Below are 19,696 nucleotides of genomic sequence, written 5' to 3'. Positions count from 1 at the left end.
GTCCTCCGTGCGCGTCGGGGTTGCCGGGGAGGCCCCTTCTCCGCCCGGGTCTGCCGCCGGGTCGTTCTCGTGCCGGGTGTGCGTTCCCGAGCGGCCGGCCGCCGCGGACGGGCGGCGGTGACGCCGGTCCGTGGCCGGACCGCCGCGCGGCAGGTGCGGGGCGCGGGTCATGGCCGGACCAGATCCCGCAGGTCGGCGAAGCGGCGCTCGCCGATGCCGTTGACCTGGCGCAGTTCGTCCACCGAGCGGAAACCGCCGTGCTGGGTGCGGTAGGCGAGGATGTGCTGGGCCAGTACGGGGCCGACACCGGGCAGGGTGTCGAGCTGGTCCGCGGTGGCGGTGTTGAGCGACACCGGCGCCGCGGGATGCGCGCCCGCCGCGGAACCGGCCGCGCCACCGTCGGCAGTCCCGCCGCCCGCCCCGGCACCGGCCGCCGCGTTTCCCGGGCCGGGCCCCGCCGCCGGGGCCGGGGCGCCGACGACCACCTGCTCGCCGTCCACCAGGAAGCGGGCGCGGTTGAGGCCGTCGGTACGGGTGCCGGGCCGTACGCCACCGGCCGCCCGCAGGGCGTCCGCGACGCGGGCCCCGGCCGGGAGGCGGTGCACTCCGGGCCTGCGGACCCTGCCGCTGACGTCCACCACGATCTCTCCGCCGCCGGCTCCCGCCGCGGGACCGGCCGAGGCGCCGGCACCGGGCGAGGGCTGCTCCTGCTCCTGGGGGTGGCCGTACCGGGTCGCCGCCCGCACCACCTCCGGTGCCCGTACCGGCTGGGTGCGGCCGGACCAGAAGTGCTGCGCCGCGAAAACCGCGGCGAGGGCGAGCAGGGCGGAGAGCGCGATGACGCCCCGGCGCTCCACGGCGCACCGCGTCTGCAGCCACAGCGGCATCCGCTCCCGCAGCACCGCCCCGACCCGCCCGCGCCATACGCCCGGCATGCCCGCGACCGTCCCGCCCGCGACACCGGTACCCGCGTCGTCCTCGACCGCGGCCCGGCCGTTCCCGAACGGCCGGGCCTCTTCGCTCGGCCAGGTCTCTTCCTTCGGCCAAGTCCCTCCGGCCGACCGGGTCTCTTCGGTCGGCCGGGTCCCTCCGGTCGGGCCGGGAACCGAGGCAGCGGCCCTGCCGACCGGTTCCTTCGTGCCGGTCATGCCGGTCGTGTCAGTCGTACCGGCCGTGTCAGTCGTGCCGGTGCCGATGTCCGTGGACGCGGCAGTCGCCGTGGCGCCCGAGGGCTCACCGGCTCCGCCGTCAACGGTGAGAGGGCTCCGCCCTCCCGAGCCGCCCGCCGCCGCCCACGCCGTCCTGGCCGACGCGCTCTCCACCCCGCCCGGTGCACCCTCCGCCCCGCCCGGTGCACCCTCCGCCCCAGCCGGTGCGCCCTCCACCCCGCCCGGTGGGCCGTTCCCCGACTGGCGCTGCTCCGGCGGGTGTTCGGCGAAGAGTGTCTCCGCGCGCCTGCGCAGTTCCTCCGCCGCCGCGTGACGCTGCGGCGCCCGGCGGCGGACCGGGCCGCCGCGGTGCCGGAGCCGGCCGTCGGAGTCCGGACCGCGGCCCGGGCCACTGGTTGCTGTCGCTGTGCGGGAACGTGATCGAAGTGCCATGCGACGAGGATGGGGCACTGTGCCGCATTCGCGATGATCATGGCCAATTCCCGGGGATTACCGCCCGGTTGTGGACAACTCCGCCACCCTCACGAGTGAACGGCACCACCCACTCAAGGAGACGGGCCTCTCCTCACGCGGGCCTCTCTCCCCGCCGCCGTCCGCGCGAGCGGCCCCGGCACCGCCCGGTCACCGGATCACCGGATCACCGCGCCGAGACCACCACTCCCAGCAACCCCGGCCCGGTGTGCGCCCCGATCACCGCCCCGACCTCGCTCACGTGCAGGTCGGCCAGTCCGGGGACCCGTTCCCGCAGCCGTTCGGCGAGGGCCGACGCCCGGTCGGGGGCGGCGAGATGGTGGACGGCGATGTCGACCTCGGCCGCACCCGCCCGGTCCGCCGCGATCTCCTCCAGGCGGGCGATCGCCTTCGACGCCGTCCGCACCTTCTCCAGGGGCTCGATGCGGCCGTCGGCGAGTTGCAGCAGCGGCTTCACGGCGAGGGCGGAGCCCAGCAGCGCCTGGGCGGCGCCGATGCGGCCGCCGCGGCGGAGATAGTCGAGGGTGTCGACGTAGAAGTAGGCGGAGGTGCCCTCGGCGCGCTTCTCGGCGGCCGTGACGGCCTCGTCCACCGTGCCGCCCGCCTCGGCCGTCTCGGCCGCCGCGAGGGCGCAGAAACCGAGCGCCATCGCGACCATCCCGGTGTCCACCACCCGGACCGGCACGGGTGCCTGCCGGGCGGCGAGCACCGCCGCGTCGTAGGTGCCCGAGAGTTCGGCCGAGAGGTGGAGGGAGACGATGCCGTCCACACCGGAGTCGGCGATCCGGCGGTAGGTCTCGGCGAAGACCTCGGGGCTGGGGCGCGAGGTGGTGACGGGCCGTCGTTTCTGCAACGCCTGGGCGAGGGACCGGGTGGAGATCTCCGTGCCCTCGTCGAGTGCCCGGTCGCCGAGCACCACGGTCAGCGGTACCGCGGTGATGCCGTGGCGCTCCATCGTCCGCTGCGGCAGGTAGGCCGTTGAATCCGTGACGATCGCGACATGGCGGGACATGCCCTGGAGGTTACCTGCCGTGACGGCCGCGTGGCATCCCGGCCCCGCCGGGGCGGGTTCGGGCGGGCCGGATCACGTCGTCGTCTCGGGGCGGGTGTGCTTCTGCCAGGGGTGGACGGCGTGGGGGCCGGGCGAGGTGATGGCGGGTCGCGCCGGCTCCTCGGAGGCGGGCGGCCGCGTGGCCTCGGACCAGGTCTGCGAGCCCGTCGGGCCGTCGGCGGCCGGGGTCTTGGGCCAGGGCGGCGGTGCCGACGGGGTGTCGGATGCGGCCGTCCAGTGGCGCAGGGCGCCCGCCTCCATGTCGATCTGGGCGCTGAGGGCGTCCAGGTCGTCGTCCGCGAAGCGGCGGGCCCGGTCGCGGGCCGCCCAGCGCAGGGAGTCGGCGGACTTGGTGATGCGCTCGGTGCGTTCGCGCAGAGCGGGCAGCAGCCGGGCGAGTGCGGCGCGGTCCGGTTCGCTCTCCAGGCGCTTGAGCTCGGCGTCCAGTTCGTGCCCGTGCGCGCTGAGACGCTCGAACAGGGCCAGCGACTCCTTCAGGGACTCGTCCTCGGCCGCGCCCGCGCCCAGGGTGTCCTGGGTGGCGCGCATCGCCGTGCGCAGCTTCAGCCGCAACTGGGCGATCTCCCCCGCCGGGCCCGGCTGGGCGAGGGCCTTGGCCCGCAGCGTGTGGTCCTCCACCGTGCGCCGGGCCTGGGTGAGCGTGCGGTCCACGCCGCGCTTGGCGGCGCCGACCACCTTCACCGTGGCGTACGCGCCGAGCGCGAGGAAGAGGACGAAGAGCAGGGCGACCACTGCGATGACGGCTTCCACGGCGCTCCCTTCCGGCCTTGCCGCGGCACGCGTCCGCGCCGCTCCCTCCACGGTAAACGCCACGGGCAGGCCCAAAGTTCCAGCGGAACCCCGAACCTGCCCGTAAGGGATGACCCCGACAACCGGTGCGCGCCCTCGCGGACGTCACCCGGCGTCACCCCACGTCACCCGGCGCCCTCACAGACGTCACCTCACGCCACCCGGCGCCCTCGCGCACGTCCTCCGGCGCCGTCCGGCGTCACCCGCCGTCGTCCGGCCGCACCCGAAAGGGGCGCCCGTCCGCACGGCCGTCACGCCGTGTCACCCGGGAGGAGGTCACGCCGGCACGATGTTGACCAGCTTCGGCGCCCGCACGATCACCTTGCGGATGCCCGCGCCGCCCAGCGCCGCGACCACCTTCTCGTCGGCCAGCGCGACCTTCTCCAGTTCCTCCTCCGAGATGGACGGAGAGACCTCCAGGCGCGCCTTGACCTTGCCCTTGACCTGGACGACGCAGGTGACGGTCTCGTCCACCACGTACTGCGGGTCGGCCACCGGGAAGGGGTGGTGGACCACCGAGTCCCGGTGGCCCAGCCGCCGCCACAGCTCCTCGGCGATGTGCGGCGCCAGCGGCGCGATCAGCAGCACCAGCGGCTCGGCGACGGACCGCGGCACCGGGGCGCCGGACTTGGTCAGGTGGTTGTTCAGCTCGGTGATCTTGGCGATGGCGGTGTTGAACCGCATGCCCTCGAAGTCCTGGCGCACGCCGTCGATCGCCTTGTGCAGGGCGCGCAGCGTCTCCTCGTCGGGCTCGGCGTCGACGACGGTGACCTCGCCGGTGCGCTCGTCGACGATGTTGCGCCACAGCCGCTGCAGCAGCCGGAACTGGCCGACCACCGCGCGCGTGTCCCACGGCCGGGACACGTCCAGCGGGCCCATGGCCATCTCGTACAGGCGCAGCGTGTCGGCGCCGTACTCGGCGCAGATCTCGTCCGGGGTCACCGCGTTCTTCAGGGACTTGCCCATCTTGCCCAGCAGGCGGGTGACCTTCTCGCCCTGGTAGTAGAAGGCGCCGTCGCGCTCCTCCACCTCGGCGGCCGGCACCGCGATGCCGCGGCTGTCGCGGTAGACGTAGGCCTGGATCATGCCCTGGTTGAACAGCTTGTGGAAGGGCTCGGCCGAGGAGATGTGGCCCAGGTCGTACAGGACCTTGGACCAGAAGCGCGCGTACAGCAGGTGCAGCACGGCGTGCTCGGCGCCGCCGACGTACAGGTCGACGCCGCCGTGCGGCATGCCCTCGCGCGGGCCCATCCAGTAGCGCTCGATCTCCGGGTCGACCAGCCGCTCGCCGTTGTGCGGGTCCAGGTAGCGCAGCTCGTACCAGCAGGAGCCGGCCCAGTTGGGCATGGTGTTGGTCTCGCGCCGGTAGCGCTTGGGCCCGTCGCCCAGGTCCAGGGTGACGTTGACCCACTCCTCGTTGCGCGACAGCGGCGTCTCGGGCTGGGTGTCGGCGTCGTCCGGGTCGAAGGTGCGCGGCGAGTAGTCGTCGACCTCCGGCAGCTCCAGCGGCAGCATCGACTCGGGCAGGGCGTGGGCGACGCCGTCCTCGTCGTAGACGATCGGGAAGGGCTCGCCCCAGTAGCGCTGGCGGCTGAACAGCCAGTCGCGCAGGCGGTAGTTGACGGTGCCCTCGCCGATGCCCCTCGACTCCAGCCACCGGGTGATGCGGGTCTTGGCCTCGGTGACGCCCAGGCCGTCCAGGCTGATGTCCTCGCCCGAGGAGTTGACGATCTTCGCGTCGTAGGACACGAAGGCGTCGTCCCAGGTCGACGGGTCGGTGCCGCGGCCGTCCGTCGGCTCCACGACGCAGCGCATCGGCAGGTCGAAGGCGCGCGCGAAGGCGAAGTCGCGGGTGTCGTGCGCGGGGACGGCCATGATGGCGCCGGTGCCGTAGCCCATCAGCACGTAGTCGGCGATGAAGACGGGGATCCGCTCGCCGTTGACCGGGTTGGTGGCGTACGCGCCGGTGAAGACGCCGGTCTTGTCCTTGGCCTCGGCCTGCCGCTCGACGTCGGACTTGGCGGCCGCCTGCCGGCGGTACTCCTCCACCGCCTCGCGCGGGGTGGCGTGCCCGCCGGTCCACGCCTCGCGCGTGCCCTCCGGCCAGACCTCGGGGGTGAACTTCTCCACCAGCGGGTGCTCGGGCGCCAGCACCATGTAGGTGGCGCCGAACAGGGTGTCCGCGCGCGTGGTGAAGACCGTGATGTGCTCGCCGTCGATGGAGAAGTCGACGCGGGCGCCCTCGGAGCGGCCGATCCAGTTGCGCTGCTGCAGCTTGATCGCCTCGGGCCAGTCCAGCTCCTCCAGGTCCTCCAGCAGCCGCTCCGCGTAGGCGGTGATGCGCATGTTCCACTGGCGCAGCTTGGCCTTGAAGACAGGGAAGTTGCCGCGCTCGGAGCGGCCGTCGGCGGTGACCTCCTCGTTGGCCAGGACGGTGCCCAGGCCGGGGCACCAGTTGACGGGCGCGTCGGAGGCGTAGGCCAGGCGGAACTCGCTCAGCACGTCGGCGCGCTCGCGCGGGCTCAGCTCGCTCCACGGGCGCGTGTGCCCCGGTACGGGCCGCTCACCGCTCTCGAACTGGGCGATCAGCTCGGAGATCGGGCGGGCCTTGCGCGCCTCCTCGTCGTACCAGGAGTTGAAGATCTGCAGGAAGATCCACTGGGTCCACTTGTAGTAGTCCGGGTCGATGGTGGCGAAGGACCGTCGCCGGTCGTGGCCCAGGCCCAGCCGGCGCAGCTGGGACTTCATGTTCTCGATGTTGGCCTCGGTGGACACGCGCGGGTGCGTGCCGGTCTGCACGGCGTACTGCTCGGCGGGCAGGCCGAAGGCGTCGAAGCCCAGGGTGTGCAGCACGTTGTGGCCGGTCATCCGCTGGTAGCGGGCGAAGACGTCGGTGGCGATGTAGCCCAGGGGGTGGCCGACGTGCAGGCCCGCACCCGAGGGGTACGGGAACATGTCCATGATGAACTTCTTGGGCTTGGCGGCCTGCTCGGGGTCGCCCGCCAGGTCGCCGGTGGGGTTGGGCGCCTCGTAGGTCCCCTGCTCCTCCCAGAAGTCCTGCCAGCGTGCCTCGATCTCCGCGGCCAGGGCGGCGGTGTAGCGGTGCGGCGCGGCCTCCGCCGACACGGCAGCGGCGGCAGCGGGGTTCGTCTCGCTCATGATCTCAAAGCTCCATCGATCGTCTCTGCCTGCGGAAATGAAAAATCCCCTCGCACAGGAGGGGACGCCGCGCCGACTCCGGCCCCACCGTCTCACCGGTGGCCGGGACTGGTCAGCGCGGCCCGCTAAGCAGAAGGCGTACGGCACGCATGGCGTCAGGGTACCGCAGCCGTCGAGCCGGTCGCGACGGGCTTCCACCGGTTCGCGAAGATGACGGGATTCCACCGGTTCACGACGAGAACGAGCTTCCTCCGGTTCGCGAGGATGACGGCATTCCACCGGTTCGCGAAGATCCACGAAGATCCACAGGGGCTGAACTTCGTTCAAACATTTCCCGACATAACGGACGCCAGGAGACAACACAGGCCCCTCAAGGCCCGTTGATAACAGCGCAATAACTCAAACGGCGTACCACTCGGTTTGACGGCCCTTAGAGTTCGGCGGCGGGACCGCTTTCCCGAACCGCTCGGAGTTGCCCCCATGAACCCTCGTCGCAGCAACAGCTCGCTCCCCAAACCAGGCCGCTCGGCCTACGGGGTGGCGACGGCTGTCGTCCTGGTCCTGATACCCGTCGTCGTGCTGAACGGCGGCAACTGGCTCCAGGACTTCCTGAACTTCGGTGCGGGCGTTCTCTCGCTGGTCTCCCTCACCTGCTCGGTGATCTGGGGCCTCGTCGCCCAGGACCGGATCTTCCTCAACATCCGCCAGCGGATCATCGCCCAGGGCATCCACCGGGTGACCGCCGTCGCCTCCATCGCCTTCCTGCTGGTGCACATCACCGTCAAGCTCGCGCTGGGGCACACCGTCCTCATCGCCGCCCTGATCCCCTTCGGCCTCGGCGTGACGGGCATCGCCGGACTCATCGGACTGGGCTCCCTGGCGGGCCTGCTCATGATCTTCGTGGGCGTCACCGGGGCCCTGCGCAACCAGTTCGCCTCCCCGGCCCCCGTCGCCGCGCGCTGGCGCGCGATGCACATGCTCGCCTACCCCGCGTGGTGCGCCGCGCTGATCCACGGCCTGTTCGCGGGACGCCCGGCGAAGACCTTCTTCATGGTGTCGTACGAGCTGTGCGTGGTCGGCGTCATGGCGGCCCTCGCCCTGCGCGCGGCCCCGCGCCCGGTCAAGCGCCGGATCGTCGAGCGGGTCACCGCGATCCTGGGGACCGAGGAGAGGTACGCGCGCGAGCAGCTGGAGGAGAGCCGGGCCCGGGCCTCGGCGCTGCCCGGCTACGAGGGCCGGCGCACGGAGCGGCCGCAGGCCGTCGGCACGGCGGCGTCCTCGTTCACGATGAGCCCCCCGTCGCCGCTGTACGGCGCCGCCTCGCCCGCCGCGACCCCGGAGCCCGCCGACGGCTTCGCGGCCGCCTACCGGGCCGTCCAGACCCCTTCCGGCCCCGCACAGCCGGCCGCCGGCCAGACCGCGCGCATGAACCTGCCGCCGGACCTGCAGGCCACCGCGGCGATGCCCCGCGTCGACGGCATGGGCGCCGCCTCCGGCAGCTGGCCGGTCCCGTCCCCGCCGCCCGTCGGTGAGGCGCCCCCGTCGTCCTTCGACCCCCTGCAGGACACGGGACACACCATCCCGGCCTACGGCAATCCGGGCGCGTCCGCGTACGCGGCGCGTGATGTGTACGACACCGGTGAGACGAACCCCCTCTACGGCACGTACAACCCGAACGACACGTACAACAGCGGTCCCGCCAATGAACCAGCCCCCGGTGCATCGTTCGACGCACCGGGCTCGGGCGAACCTTGGAACACGCCTTCCGGAGGCTATAGGTGAACGAGGCCCTGCCCGACGTACCCGAAGTCCGCGTGGTCGGTCTTCCCCAGCTCACGTCGGGCTTCGACCTTGTCGAACGACTCGATCTGCCCATGCATCTGAAGGTGCACGGGCCGCTCGAACCGATGGGCGGCGAGCAGCTCGCGCAGCTCGCCGAGCGCATCAACCTCAGGGGCCGCGGCGGCGCGGGCTTCCCCTTCCACAAGAAGCTGCGGTCGGTCGCCGAGTCGGCGATCCGCCGCGGCGTACGGCCGGTCGTCGTCGTCAACGGCAGTGAGGACGAGCCGGCCTGCCGCAAGGACACGGTGCTCATCAACCGTGCCCCGCACCTCATCCTGGACGGCGCCCTGCTGTGCGCGGAGGCCCTCGGCGCCCGCACGCTCGTGGTGGGCGTGACCCGGGAGTCCACGCAGCGCTCCATGGAGGCCGCGCTCGCCGAGCGCGGCCTGAGCAACGGGCGCCGCTCGGCCATCCGCGCACGCGTGCAGCGCAATCCCGTGCGGATGGTCACCGGCGCCGCGGCCTCGCTGATCCGCTCGATCGACGGCGGCCCGGCCATCCCGCCGGGACGCAAGATCAGCGCCTCGCAGAGCGGCGTCGGCGGCGCACCCACCCTGCTGTCCAACGCCGAGACATTCGCCCAGCTCGCGATCGCCGCCCGCATCGGCCCGGAGCGCTACGGCAACACCGGCCTGTACGACGAGCCGGGCACCGTGATGCTCACGGTGTCCGGGGCGGTGGCCCGCCCCATGGTGATCGAGGTCCCCACGGGCGTGCCGCTGCGCTACGTCCTGCAGCTCGCCGGCGCGCCGCCGGTGCCGCAGGGCGTGCTGACGGGTGGTTACCACGGCAAGTGGATCGACGCGGCCACGGTCAACGAGGCGATCGTCTCCCGCAACTCGCTGGAGCAGGTGGGCGGTTCGCTGGGAGCCGGGGCGATCCTGCCGATCAGTCAGCAGACCTGCCCGCTGGGCGAGTCGCTCCGGGTGGCGCAGTGGCTGGCGGAGGAGAGCGCGGGCCAGTGCGGCCCCTGCTACCTCGGTCTGCCCGCCGCCGCGCGCGGCCTGGAGGACATCCTCAACGGCGGCGGGCCGGCCGCCCTGGAGGCCCTCAAGCAGGTCGCGAAGAACGTCAAGCGGCGCGGCGCGTGCTCGCACCCGGACGGCTCCGCCATGTTCCTGGAGTCGACCATCAAGGCGTTCACCGACGACCTGGCCGCCCACGTCCTCGGCAACGGCTGCGGCCGGCCCGTGGAGGGCGTCCTGCCGCTCTTCGAGGACGGCAGGGCCCCGACGGGCATCCCCGGCGGCGGTTCGGCCGCGGAGGAGGAGACCGGGCCCAGCCGCCAGAAGATCTACGTCGACTGGACGCTGTGCCGGGGCCACGGCCTGTGCGCGGACATCCTCCCGGAAGTCTTCCAGCTCGGCGCCGACGGCTTCCCCACCGTGGCGCAGGCGCCGGTGCCGCGCTACGCGGAGGCGAAGGCGCTGCGCGCGGTGCGCCGCTGCCCGGCGCTCGCCCTGCGCATCGAGGAGGACACCCGGTCGCAGGCGTCGGCCCGCAGCAACCTGCCGGTGCTCTCCCAGGGACGGGGCCGGCGGGCGCTGGGCCGCTGAGCCCCTGGGCCTCTTGGGTCTCCGGGCCGCTGACGACAGCGGGGCGGGCCGCCTCTGTTGAGGTGGCCCGCCCTTTTTCCCATGTCCCACCGCGCGCGTGCGGGCCCGCTTCTCCCGCCGCCCGTACGCGCGCGGGCGGCCGCGCGCCCAACACGTCGAGGGCCGCTGTCCGGTCGGACAGCGGCCCTCGACTGCTGTGGAGCTAAGGAGAATTGAACTCCTGACCTCTTGCATGCCATGCAAGCGCTCTACCAACTGAGCTATAGCCCCTTGTGGTCACGCGGCGAAGCCGCGTTCTTTTCCCCGCCGCCCGGTCTCCCCGGCGGCGAGGACAACATTAACGGTCCAGGGGGGCGAACACCAAATCGTTTGCCGGAGCCCCGCACGGACGACTTTCCGCACCCCGCACGGACGCTTCCGGGAGCCCCGCACGGACGGCTCCCCGGAGTCCCGCGCGCGGCCCTGGGAAGCCGCCGCACGCGGTGCCGCACGCCGTGCCTCACGCGGTGACGAAGGAGTAGAACCGCTTGAGGGTGCAGTGTTCCTCCAGCAGCCGCCCGTAGATCGGCTCGCCCTCCAGCTCCCGGTACGTCTCGATCGGGTCGCCCTTTATGATCAGCGCCCGAGCGCACTCCTCGCACCAGTACTGGTAGTCGGGGTTGATCGGCTCCATGTCGCGGACGATCGGCGTACCGCTGCCGCACCAGTCGCACTTCCGCCTGTGGGCACCCATCGATCAGCTCCCGCTGTGGCCGCAGGCCGTGCAGACGTACGAGATTCCGCCGTTGTCGCCGAGGATCTGGGGCGCAGGGGCGGAACCGTGGGAAGGGCTGCCGAGGTGGGTGGACGTCCTCTGTGTCAACGCCGCATCGAGGAGGTGACCGACCTCCTCGAGGATGCTCGCAGGCATCGCTACTCCCTCCCGTCGGGCCGCGCCCCCTTCCGGCCGTTTGATTCTGCCACGGACGGACCAATACGGTCAGCGACGCCTTCGTACCAGTCCGGACACGGCACCCGCCACGGCCGTCAGAGCAAGCGCGTCCATGCCAGCCAGAAGCGCTTCCGCAGAGGTATACGCCCCGGAGGCCCCGAGTGACTCAAGCCGGTTGAGGAACAGTGTGCCGAAGGCCGCGACGCCGATGAGCCGGCCGAGCTGGGTGACGGTCGCCAGCAGCCCACTGGCGTCGGCCGCGTCCTCGGGCCGCACGGTGGCCGGCGCCCGGGTCAGCGTCGGGCTGAAGGCGAGCGCGAGCCCCGCGCCGGCCCCGGCGAACGCCGCGAACAGCGGTGCGCCGCCGTCTCCGCCGTCGCGCAGGGCCAGGCCGACCCCGGCCACGGACAGCGCGGTCAGCGCGAACCCCGCCGGGCCGGCCGCGGCTGCCAGGAGGCGGGCCAGCGCCGCCAGGTCAGGCCGACCAGGCCGAAGACGGCCGCGTGGGCGCGAAGCCGAGGCCGGCGCGCAGCGCGCTGTGGCCGAGGCCGCCCTGGATGTGCAGGGTGAGGGTGAACAGGAGCCCGGCGTTGACGGCCATCACGGCCAGCAGCCGCACCACGGCCAGGGACATGCCCGGATGGCGCAGCACCCGCGGGGAGATCAGCGGGGCGCCGCCGCGCCGGACCGGCCGGGACTCGTACCCGCAGAACAGGGCGAACAGGACCACCGCGGCGGCCATCGACAGCCAGGACCACAGCGGCCAGTCCTCCTCCTGCCCCAGCACCAGCGGCACCGTCAGCAGGGACACCGCGGCACCGAGCAGCACCAGGCCCGGCAGGTCCAGGCCGCGCGCCCGCCGCCGCTCTGCCGCCTCGCCCGCCGGGAGCACCCGCCGGCCCACGGCGAGCAGGACGGCGCCGACCGGCACGTTGACGAGGAACACCGGCCGCCAGCTCGTGCCGAACAGGTCGGCGCTGACCAGGACTCCGCCGAGCACCTGGCCGGCCGCCGCGCCGGTCGCCAGGACCGCGGAGTAGACGCCGAGGGCCCGGGCGCGGGCCTCGCCGGTGAAGGTGCGCTGGATGAGGCTGAGCACCTGCGGGATCATCAGCGCCGAGCCCGCACCCTGCACCAGCCGGAACACGATCAGCCCGGTCGGGCCCTGCGCGAGGCCGCAGGCGAGCGAGGCGGCGGTGAACAGGGCGAGCCCGGCGAGGTGGACCCGGCGGTGCCCGAGCAGGTCGCCGAGGCGGGCGCCGGTGATCGGCAGGACCGAGTAGGTGATGGCGTAGCCGGCGACCACCAGCTGCAGGTCGGCGCCCGAGGCGCGCAGCTCGGTGCCGATGGTGGGGGCCGCGACGTTGACGATGAAGACGTCGAGCAGCGCCATGAACTGGGCCGTGAGCAGGGCCGCGAGCAGGGCCCGGGGCCGATTGTCAGTGGTGGGCGCTTTACTGGCCGCAGGGTGTGAGGCGGGCGCCGGAGGCGGTCCCGTACGGGGTGTGGTCGTCATGCGTCGAGCCTGGCGGGGCCTTGGTACGGGTGCCGAGAGCCCGCCGATGCTGGTACTGACAGCACCTGGCGCGCCGTCAGCGGGGCGGTGACCATGGTGTGACGGGGGACACGCGAGGGGGGAGTGCGATGAGGTCGACACAGCGTCGGCGGCCCGAGCCGGCCGCTTTCCCGCGCGGCAGGCGCGCCCGGGTGACGCCGGCCGACGTGGGGATGCCGGCCGGGCCGCGCCGGCGCACTCCGGGGCTGCGCCGGGAGGAGGTCGCCCAGTTGTCGGGCGTGGGCGTCACCTGGTACACGTGGCTGGAGCAGGGCCGCCCGATCAACGCCTCTCCGCAGGTGCTGGACGCCGTGGCGCGCACCCTGCGGCTGGACGCGGCCGAGCGGGAGCACCTCTACCGTCTGGCGGAGGTGCCGTTCGAGCCGGGCCCGGAGCGGCCGGCGCTGAGGGTCGGCCCAAAGGTGCAGGGCGTCCTCGACGCGCTGGACCCGCATCCGGCGGTGGTCTACACCTCGCGCTACGACATCCTCGCCACCAACGCCGCCTACCGGGACCTGTTCATGATCCCCGAGACGCTCGCCATCGGCGTGCCGAACGTGCTGTGGACCCTGTTCGCCGTCTCGGAGAGCGCCTGCCCGCTGGTGCACCGGGAGCGGGAGCTGCCGACGATGGTGGCGACGCTGCGCTCCTCCTACGGCAGGCACGTGGGCGAGCCGGCCTGGGAGGACTTCATACGCGGGCTGTCCGCGGCCGGCCCCCGCTTCGCCGAGCTGTGGGCGAGCGGCGTCGTGACGCCGCCGGGCCCGCGGGTGAAGACGTTCCGCCACCGGGCCGTGGGCGAGATGCGGCTGGGCTCGCTGTCCCTGTCCATCGACGGGATGCCGGAGTGCCGGATCGTGGCCTGCACGCCGGAGGACGAGGAGTCGCGGCAGAAGATCGCGCTGCTCAGGGAGGGCAGGCAGCGGCTGTGGGAGCCGTCGGGAGAGGAGGTCGCCGGGGTCGCCGGGGTCGCCGGGGTCGTTCCCGGGTGACGCGGCCGGCACCCGGGAGTGCGTGGAAGGGACGTGCGGGAAGGGGAGGGAAAGGAGGGGAGGGGAGGGCGGAAAACGCCTGGAAGCAGGAAATCCCGCCCCTGACGGGACGGGATCCTCATCACCGATCCTTGACAACTCCACAGAGCGTCGATCCGGTGGAGCTAAGGAGAATCGAACTCCTGACCTCTTGCATGCCATGCAAGCGCTCTACCAACTGAGCTATAGCCCCTGGTGTTCTTCCCGCTCGGCGGGGCGAACAAGAAGAACTGTAGCCTGCGACCTGCCGGAAAGTGAAATCCGGGTCCCCGCACCCCCGCGGCGGGGTCAGTCGTCGTCGCCGAGGACGGGCTCCGGCAGGGTGCCGGCGTTGTGCTCCAGCAGCCGCCAGCCGCGGGCGCCCTCGCCGAGGACGGACCAGCAGCAGTTCGACAGGCCGCCCAGGCTCTCCCAGTGGTGGGCGTCCAGGCCGAGGAGACGGCCGATGGTGGTGCGGATCGTCCCGCCATGGCTGACCACCACGAGCGTGCCGTCCGGGGGCAGCTTCTCCACGTGCCGCAGCACGACGGGAGCGGCGCGGTCGGCGACCTCGGTCTCCAGTTCGCCGCCGCCGCGGCGCACCGGCTCGCCGCGTTTCCAGGCCGCGTACTCCTCACCGTGGCGGGCCACGATCTCCTCGTGCGTCAGCCCCTGCCAGACGCCCGCGTAGGTCTCCCGCAGGCCCTCCTCCAGGGTGACGTCCAGACCGGTGAGCGCGGCGAGCTCGGCGGCCGTGCGCGCGGCCCGCCGCAGGTCCGAGGAGACGATCGCGTCCGGCCCGAGGGAGGCCAGCAGCCGGGCGGCGCGGCGGGCCTGGGCGATGCCGGTCTCGGTGAGTTCCACGTCCGTGGTGCCCTGGAAGCGGCGCTCCACGTTCCAGGCCGTCTGGCCGTGCCGCCACAGGATGATCCGGCGGCCGCGGCCCGGCGTGCGGCCGCTCTCGCCGGCGGTGCTCATCGCCACTCCCCGCCCAGTCCGGCGGCCTCCTCGGCGGCCTGCAGCCGGGCGTGCTCCTCGGCCTTGCCGCGGGTGGCCTTGGCGTCGTCGGGCAGCTCGATCTCGGGGCAGTCCTTCCACAGCCGCTCCAGGGCGTAGAAGACGCGCTCCTCGCTGTGCTGGACGTGGACGACGATGTCGACGTAGTCGAGCAGCACCCAGCGGGCCTCGCGGTCGCCCTCGCGGCGGACCGGCTTGGCGCCGAGGTCCTTCAGGAGCCGCTCCTCGATCTCGTCGACGATCGCCTTCACCTGGCGGTCGTTGGGCGCGGAGGCCAGCAGGAAGGCGTCCGTGATCGACAGCACGTCGCTGACGTCGTAGGCGACGACGTCGTGCGCAAGCTTGTCCGCCGCGGCCTGGGCGGCGGTGCGGATGAGGTCAAGAGAACGGTCGGTTGCGGTCACTACAGGGCTTTCCGTCGGCGGTCACGTGACTTCCAGGGTCTCATGGCCCGCCGGGAGGTGTCGGTGCACGACCGGACGCACCGGCGGGCCGGCCGCTCCCATCGTGCCCGACGCCGTACGCGCGCGGGGCCGCCGCCCCGTGGACCCCGCGCCGCGACGACGCCACGGCGCCACGGCGTCACGGCGTCACGGCGCTACGACGACGGCTTGTAGTCCTCGCCCAGGATCACCGACACGTCGGCGTTGCCGGGGACGGTGCCCTTCGTGACGGAGCCGGCGGGCAGGCCCAGGGTCTTGGCGGCCTCGACGGCGTTCTCCTTGTCGGCGGCGTCCGCGTACAGCACCCTGGACGTCGCCTGCGGGGTGGCGGTGCCGCCCTCCAGGAAGGTGAAGCCGCCGTTGAGGAGGGCGACGCGGGCCTTGTCGACGCCGTCCTTGGTGCCGCCGGCGTTCTGCACGGAGACCCGCACGGCCGCGTCCTTGCCGGGGCTCTTCGCGGTGCCGCCCAGGATGTCCTTGACCACGCTCGCGCTCGTCTGCGCGCTCAGCGTGCCGTCGGCCCCGACCGGCAGCAGGGCCGTCTTGTAGGCGCCGCTCTTGGCGAGGTCGGCGAGCTTGGCGAGGAAGGCGCCGAGGTCCTTGTCGGTCAGCGACGGGTCCAGGATCTGGGCCAGGGTCTGGACGGTGGTGGTGGCGCCCTGGGCGTCGGAGGGCATCTTGCGCAGGACGCCCTGCATCACCTGGCCGAACCGCTGCAGCTGGGCGTTCTGCGACTCGCCGGGGGCGCGGTAGGTGGCGTAGGCGACGGCCATCTTGCCGCTGAGGGACTGGTCCCGCCCCTGGTGCACCAGGGGCGCGGTGCCCTTCTTCTTGGCTCCGGGGTCGGGTACGGCGGTGTCGGTGTCGACGTCGATGCCGCCGACCAGGTCCACCAGGTTCTGCAGGTAGGGGGTGTCCAGACGCCAGGTGCCCTCGATGTCGGTGCCCAGGGCCGTGTCCAGCGCGTCGCGGGTGCCGTCGGAGCCGTCCTCCTTGACCGACTCGGCGAGCGTGGTCGTGGTGCCGTCGTCGCCGGTCAGCGCCAGGGAGTTGGGCACCAGCACGGTGGTGCCCTGCTGGGTGGTGGTGTTGTCGACGAGCAGCGCCGTGGAGGTGCCGCCGCCCGAGGTGTTGTGCAGGTGGACGACGATGACGTCGCGTTTCTGGGCGGCCGCGGCCGTCGCCGGGCCGGCCTGGGAGTCCCCGGACGACAGGCCGGGCAGCTTCCCGGCGTACCACAGGTAGCCGACGCCGCCGACGGCGATCAGCGCGAGGACGACGGTGAGGGCGACGAGGCGGCTGCGGGCACGGCGGCGCGCCTCCTCGCGGCGCTCGGTGCGGTTCTCGGTGAACTTCAGCCAGTCGATGACGTCCTCGGAGTCGTCGTCCGGCTGGTCGACGAAGGCGAACTGCTCGGTGTGGTACTGCCGTGCGGAGTTGTCGCCGGCGTCGGCGGCGGCGTGGTCCGCGGGCCGGGAGGGGGCCTGCCCGGTCTGCTCCGCACCCGTGCCGGTCGGCTCGCCGGGGCCGGTGGCCTGTTGCGGGATGGAGGCGGTCCGCTCGGCGACGCGGGGCTGCTGCCCGCCGGCCGCGGCCTGGCCGTAGGGGTCGTACGGCGCCGCGGTGCCGGCGCCCGCCGCGCCGCCGCTGCCGTACGGGGCGTAGGGGTCGTAGGAGTCGTGGCCGCCGTAGGAGGCGTAGGGGGCGGGGGCCTGGTGACCGGTGTCGTAGGAACCGTAGGACGGCTGCTGGGCGCCGTTGGCGTACGGGTCGTAGCCGGGGCCGCCGTACTGGGCGTACGGGTCGTACGGCTGCTGCGGCGCCTGCTGCGCCGGGAGTTGGCGGTAGACGGGCCGGCCGTAGTCGTCGTAGCCGACGAGTTCGTACTGGCCGACGGTCCCGTCACCGTGGCCGGCGTCGTATCGGTCGTTCACCGGTGCCCCTCTCGGCTCACTCGCCGCGGTACAGCTGGCGCTTGTCGATGTAGCGCACGACCCCGTCCGGCACCAGATACCAGACGGGCTCCCCCTTGGCGACCCTTGTCCGGCAGTCCGTGGAGGAAATGGCCAGGGCCGGGACCTCGACGAGCGAGACGCCGCCTGCCGGCAGCCCGGGGTCGGTCAGGTGGTGGCCGGGCCGGGTGACCCCGATGAAGTGTGCCAGGGAGAACAGCTCGTCGATGTCGCGCCAGGTCAGGATCTGGGCGAGCGCGTCGGCGCCGGTGATGAAGAACAGGTCGGTGTCGGGGTTGAGGGCGCGCAGGTCGCGCAGGGTGTCCACGGTGTAGGTGGGGCCGCCGCGGTCGATGTCGATGCGGCTGACCGAGAACTGCGGGTTCTCGGCGGTGGCGATGACCGTCATCAGGTAGCGGTCCTCGGCCGGGGAGACCTTGCGGTGGGTCTTCTGCCACGGCTGCCCGGTGGGGACGAACACCACCTCGTCCAGGCCGAACCGGGCGGCGACCTCGCTGGCCGCCACCAGGTGGCCGTGGTGGATCGGGTCGAACGTGCCGCCCATGACGCCGAGGCGGCGCCTGCGCGGGACGGCCGGGCCGTCTCCCGGGCCCGGCCGCGGACCCGGCTGCGGGTGCCGTGGATCCGGCTGCGGGTGCCGTGGATCCGGCTGCGGGTGTCGCGGGCCGCTCCCGGTGTCGTGCGCCGGGCCGGTAGGCATGTCCTGCTCTCCCATGCGTGCAGACCCTACCGGCCCGGCCTGAGCGCTCCGGAGGACGGACCCCGGCAGGGCCGCCCGGGCAGGGCCCGCCGGGATCAGCGGTCGCGGTTGAAGCGGGTGGTGATCCACAGCAGGAGCAGCAGGATGAGGAGCGCGCTGCCGCCGGTGACGAAGGGGCTGAGGCTCTCGTGGTTGCCGCCTTCGCCCTCGGCGAGCTGGATCAACGGGGCGGCGGTGCTGTGCAGGATCATCGTCAGCAGGACCTATCCGGTGTGTGGGCGGGACAAAGACGTCGGCTCATCGTAAGCGGGGGCCTTTTCGCCGATCACGCCGACTCCGCCGTCGGGCGGCGGGAGGGAGGAGAGGCGGGGACGCGGAGGCGCGGAAGACGGGGGACGCGGAGGCGCGTCAGGGCTCCGGGGCGCTGGGGCTCCGGGGCGCTGGGGCTCCGGAGCGCCGGCCGGTCGCGGTCGTTTCCGGGGCGGCGGGAACTCCGGGGGCCGCTCAGCCGTCTTTCCGCTTGTAGCCCCGGAGCAGGAACCACGCGGTCAGAACGCAGCCAACGATCATCACGACCAGGACGATCCGGAGCAGATCGCCGGCGCCCTGCTGGTGCGGGGCGGCGCTCGCGGCCTCGGTCAGCCGGGCGGCTGCGGGGATGGGCTCCATGCGTGGACTCCTTCGCCGTACTGCCGGTCCACGGTATCTCCGCATAGGCTGAGGCCGGCTTCGGGGGCGACAGAAGGATGCCGTAGAGGGACGACAAGGACGTTCGGGGCGTCGACGGGCGCCGCAGGACGTCGAGGACACCGACGCACATGGGGGATCACATGTCCGATGCCGGCCGACAGCACGACGGCGGCCACGAGCACGTGCCGAGCAGGACGCGCAGGCGCTTCCCGGAGATCTCCTCGCGTGCGTACGAACATCCGGCGGACCGCTCCGCCCTGGTGGCCCTGCGCAAGCTGAGCGGCTTCGACACGGTGTTCAAGACTCTCAGCGGCCTGCTGCCCGAGCGCAGTCTCCGGCTGCTGTTCCTGTCCGACTCGGTGCGCGTCTCGGACCAGCAGTTCGCGCACCTGAACGACATGCTGCGGGACGCCTGCTACATCCTGGACCTGAAGAAGGTCCCGCCGATGTACGTCACCCAGGACCCGCAGCCCAACGCGATGTGCATCGGCCTGGACGAGCCGATCATCGTGGTCACCACCGGTCTCGTCGAGCTGCTCGACGAAGAGGAGATGCGGGCGGTCGTCGGCCACGAGGTGGGGCACGCCCTGTCGGGCCACGCCGTCTACCGCACGGTCCTGCTGTTCCTGACCCAGCTGGCCGTCCGGGTCGCCTGGATCCCGCTGGGCAGCCTGGCGATCATGGGGATCGTGACGGCGCTGCGCGAGTGGTTCCGCAAGTCGGAGCTGTCCGCGGACCGGGCGGGGCTCCTGGTGGGCCAGGACCTGCGGGCGTCCCTGCGCGGCCTGATGAAGCTCGCGGGCGGCAACCACCTGCACGAGATGAACGTGGACGCCTTCCTGCAGCAGGCCGAGGAGTACGAGGCCGGGGGCGACCTGCGCGACTCCGTGCTGAAGATCCTCAACGTGCTGCCGCGCAGCCACCCCTTCGCCACCGTGCGGGCGGCGGAGCTGAAGAAGTGGGCCGAGTCCCGCGAGTTCCAGCGGATCATGGACGGCCACTACCCCAGGCGCCACGAGGACAAGGACACCTCCGTCCGGGACTCCTTCCGGGAGTCCGCCGCGCACTACGCCGACACCGTCCGCAGTTCCAAGGACCCGCTGATGAAGCTGGTCAGCGACCTGGCCGGCGGTGCGGGCGACCTCGGCGACCGCGTCCGCCGCGGCTTCGCCGGCTTCACGGCGCCGCCCCAATCCGACAAGGACCGGCCCGGCCAGGACCGCTCCGGCCAGGACCACCCCGACCGGGACGAGCCGCCCACGGACACACCGCCGCAGGGGAACTGACCGGGCCGGCGGCGGGGCTCACCCGGTGAGCAC

16 protein-coding genes, 2 tRNA genes and 1 pseudogene are annotated in these 19,696 nt (G+C 73.0%); 4 read left to right on the top strand and 15 right to left on the bottom strand.

Annotated features, from left to right (window positions below; genetic code table 11):
* Nucleotides 1-167 precede the first annotated feature (167 nt).
* The 4 genes from IE225_RS03275 to leuS form a co-directional block, all read right to left on the bottom strand.
* Complete coding sequence (locus tag IE225_RS03275; protein ID WP_190055768.1) at nucleotides 168-1,148, bottom strand: ComEA family DNA-binding protein; 981 nt, start codon at nucleotides 1,146-1,148, stop codon at nucleotides 168-170.
* A gap of 658 nt (nucleotides 1,149-1,806) precedes the next feature.
* Complete coding sequence (locus IE225_RS03270) at nucleotides 1,807-2,652, bottom strand: DegV family protein (protein WP_190055767.1); 846 nt, start codon at nucleotides 2,650-2,652, stop codon at nucleotides 1,807-1,809.
* A gap of 72 nt (nucleotides 2,653-2,724) precedes the next feature.
* On the bottom strand, nucleotides 2,725-3,462 hold the full coding sequence (locus tag IE225_RS03265; protein ID WP_190055766.1) for a hypothetical protein: 738 nt from the start codon (nucleotides 3,460-3,462) through the stop codon (nucleotides 2,725-2,727).
* A 315-nt stretch (nucleotides 3,463-3,777) separates the two neighbouring features.
* Nucleotides 3,778-6,660 carry a leucine--tRNA ligase gene (gene leuS, locus IE225_RS03260; protein ID WP_190055765.1) on the bottom strand — a complete coding sequence of 961 codons (2,883 nt, stop codon included), beginning with the start codon at nucleotides 6,658-6,660 and terminating at the stop codon, nucleotides 3,778-3,780.
* Between the two features lie 480 nt (nucleotides 6,661-7,140).
* On the opposite strand from leuS, the gene IE225_RS03255 reads away from it, so the two are divergent.
* Nucleotides 7,141-8,442, top strand: coding sequence for a ferric reductase-like transmembrane domain-containing protein (locus tag IE225_RS03255; protein WP_190055764.1), 1,302 nt, complete (start codon nucleotides 7,141-7,143; stop codon nucleotides 8,440-8,442).
* Entirely contained in the window at nucleotides 8,439-10,058 is a 1,620-nt protein-coding gene (locus tag IE225_RS03250; protein ID WP_190055763.1) for an NADH-quinone oxidoreductase subunit NuoF family protein, read from the top strand. Before IE225_RS03255 ends, IE225_RS03250 begins: the two co-directional genes overlap by 4 nt.
* A gap of 197 nt (nucleotides 10,059-10,255) precedes the next feature.
* On the opposite strand, the gene IE225_RS03245 is transcribed toward IE225_RS03250, so the two are convergent.
* The 4 genes and pseudogenes from IE225_RS03245 to IE225_RS03230 all read right to left on the bottom strand — a co-directional run bounded on the left by IE225_RS03245 (nucleotide 10,256) and on the right by IE225_RS03230 (nucleotide 12,400).
* Nucleotides 10,256-10,328: transfer RNA gene (locus IE225_RS03245), tRNA-Ala, on the bottom strand.
* Between the two features lie 229 nt (nucleotides 10,329-10,557).
* On the bottom strand, nucleotides 10,558-10,791 hold the full coding sequence (locus tag IE225_RS03240) for a hypothetical protein (protein WP_006136074.1): 234 nt from the start codon (nucleotides 10,789-10,791) through the stop codon (nucleotides 10,558-10,560).
* A gap of 3 nt (nucleotides 10,792-10,794) precedes the next feature.
* The gene (locus IE225_RS03235; protein WP_190055762.1) at nucleotides 10,795-10,968 is read right to left on the bottom strand and encodes a hypothetical protein; all 174 of its coding nucleotides are present in this window, start codon (nucleotides 10,966-10,968) and stop codon (nucleotides 10,795-10,797) included.
* 69 nt (nucleotides 10,969-11,037) lie between these two features.
* A pseudogene (locus IE225_RS03230) lies at nucleotides 11,038-12,400 on the bottom strand (MFS transporter).
* A 233-nt stretch (nucleotides 12,401-12,633) separates the two neighbouring features.
* Between IE225_RS03230 and IE225_RS03225 the strand changes: the two are divergent.
* Nucleotides 12,634-13,536 carry a helix-turn-helix transcriptional regulator gene (locus tag IE225_RS03225; RefSeq protein WP_190055761.1) on the top strand — a complete coding sequence of 301 codons (903 nt, stop codon included), beginning with the start codon at nucleotides 12,634-12,636 and terminating at the stop codon, nucleotides 13,534-13,536.
* A gap of 159 nt (nucleotides 13,537-13,695) precedes the next feature.
* Here the strand turns inward: IE225_RS03225 and IE225_RS03220 are convergent.
* The 7 genes from IE225_RS03220 to IE225_RS03190 form a co-directional block, all read right to left on the bottom strand.
* Nucleotides 13,696-13,768 (bottom strand) — tRNA-Ala (locus tag IE225_RS03220).
* Between the two features lie 95 nt (nucleotides 13,769-13,863).
* Nucleotides 13,864-14,532, bottom strand: coding sequence for a histidine phosphatase family protein (locus IE225_RS03215; RefSeq protein WP_190055760.1), 669 nt, complete (start codon nucleotides 14,530-14,532; stop codon nucleotides 13,864-13,866).
* The gene (rsfS, locus tag IE225_RS03210) at nucleotides 14,529-14,975 is read right to left on the bottom strand and encodes a ribosome silencing factor (RefSeq protein ID WP_190055759.1); all 447 of its coding nucleotides are present in this window, start codon (nucleotides 14,973-14,975) and stop codon (nucleotides 14,529-14,531) included. The genes IE225_RS03215 and rsfS overlap by 4 nt, the downstream gene beginning before the upstream one ends.
* 194 nt (nucleotides 14,976-15,169) lie before the next feature.
* On the bottom strand, nucleotides 15,170-16,948 hold the full coding sequence (locus IE225_RS03205) for an LCP family protein (RefSeq protein WP_190055758.1): 1,779 nt from the start codon (nucleotides 16,946-16,948) through the stop codon (nucleotides 15,170-15,172).
* Nucleotides 16,949-16,964: 16 nt separating this feature from the next.
* Nucleotides 16,965-17,702: a nicotinate-nucleotide adenylyltransferase gene (nadD, locus tag IE225_RS03200; RefSeq protein WP_190055757.1), complete on the bottom strand. Its 738-nt coding sequence runs from the start codon at nucleotides 17,700-17,702 to the stop codon at nucleotides 16,965-16,967.
* A gap of 80 nt (nucleotides 17,703-17,782) precedes the next feature.
* Nucleotides 17,783-17,938, bottom strand: coding sequence for a hypothetical protein (locus tag IE225_RS03195; protein WP_190055756.1), 156 nt, complete (start codon nucleotides 17,936-17,938; stop codon nucleotides 17,783-17,785).
* A gap of 253 nt (nucleotides 17,939-18,191) precedes the next feature.
* Nucleotides 18,192-18,356, bottom strand: coding sequence for a hypothetical protein (locus tag IE225_RS03190; RefSeq protein WP_190055755.1), 165 nt, complete (start codon nucleotides 18,354-18,356; stop codon nucleotides 18,192-18,194).
* 161 nt (nucleotides 18,357-18,517) lie between these two features.
* On the opposite strand from IE225_RS03190, the gene IE225_RS03185 reads away from it, so the two are divergent.
* Nucleotides 18,518-19,663 (top strand): M48 family metallopeptidase, encoded by a 1,146-nt coding sequence (locus tag IE225_RS03185; protein ID WP_190055754.1) that lies wholly within the window; start codon nucleotides 18,518-18,520, stop codon nucleotides 19,661-19,663.
* The last annotated feature ends 33 nt before the right edge of the window (nucleotides 19,664-19,696 follow it).

It is taken from the genome of Streptomyces echinoruber (assembly GCF_014651135.1).
GTDB lineage: Bacteria > Actinomycetota > Actinomycetes > Streptomycetales > Streptomycetaceae > Streptomyces > Streptomyces echinoruber.
This window is presented reverse-complemented; position numbering and strand designations above follow the sequence as displayed.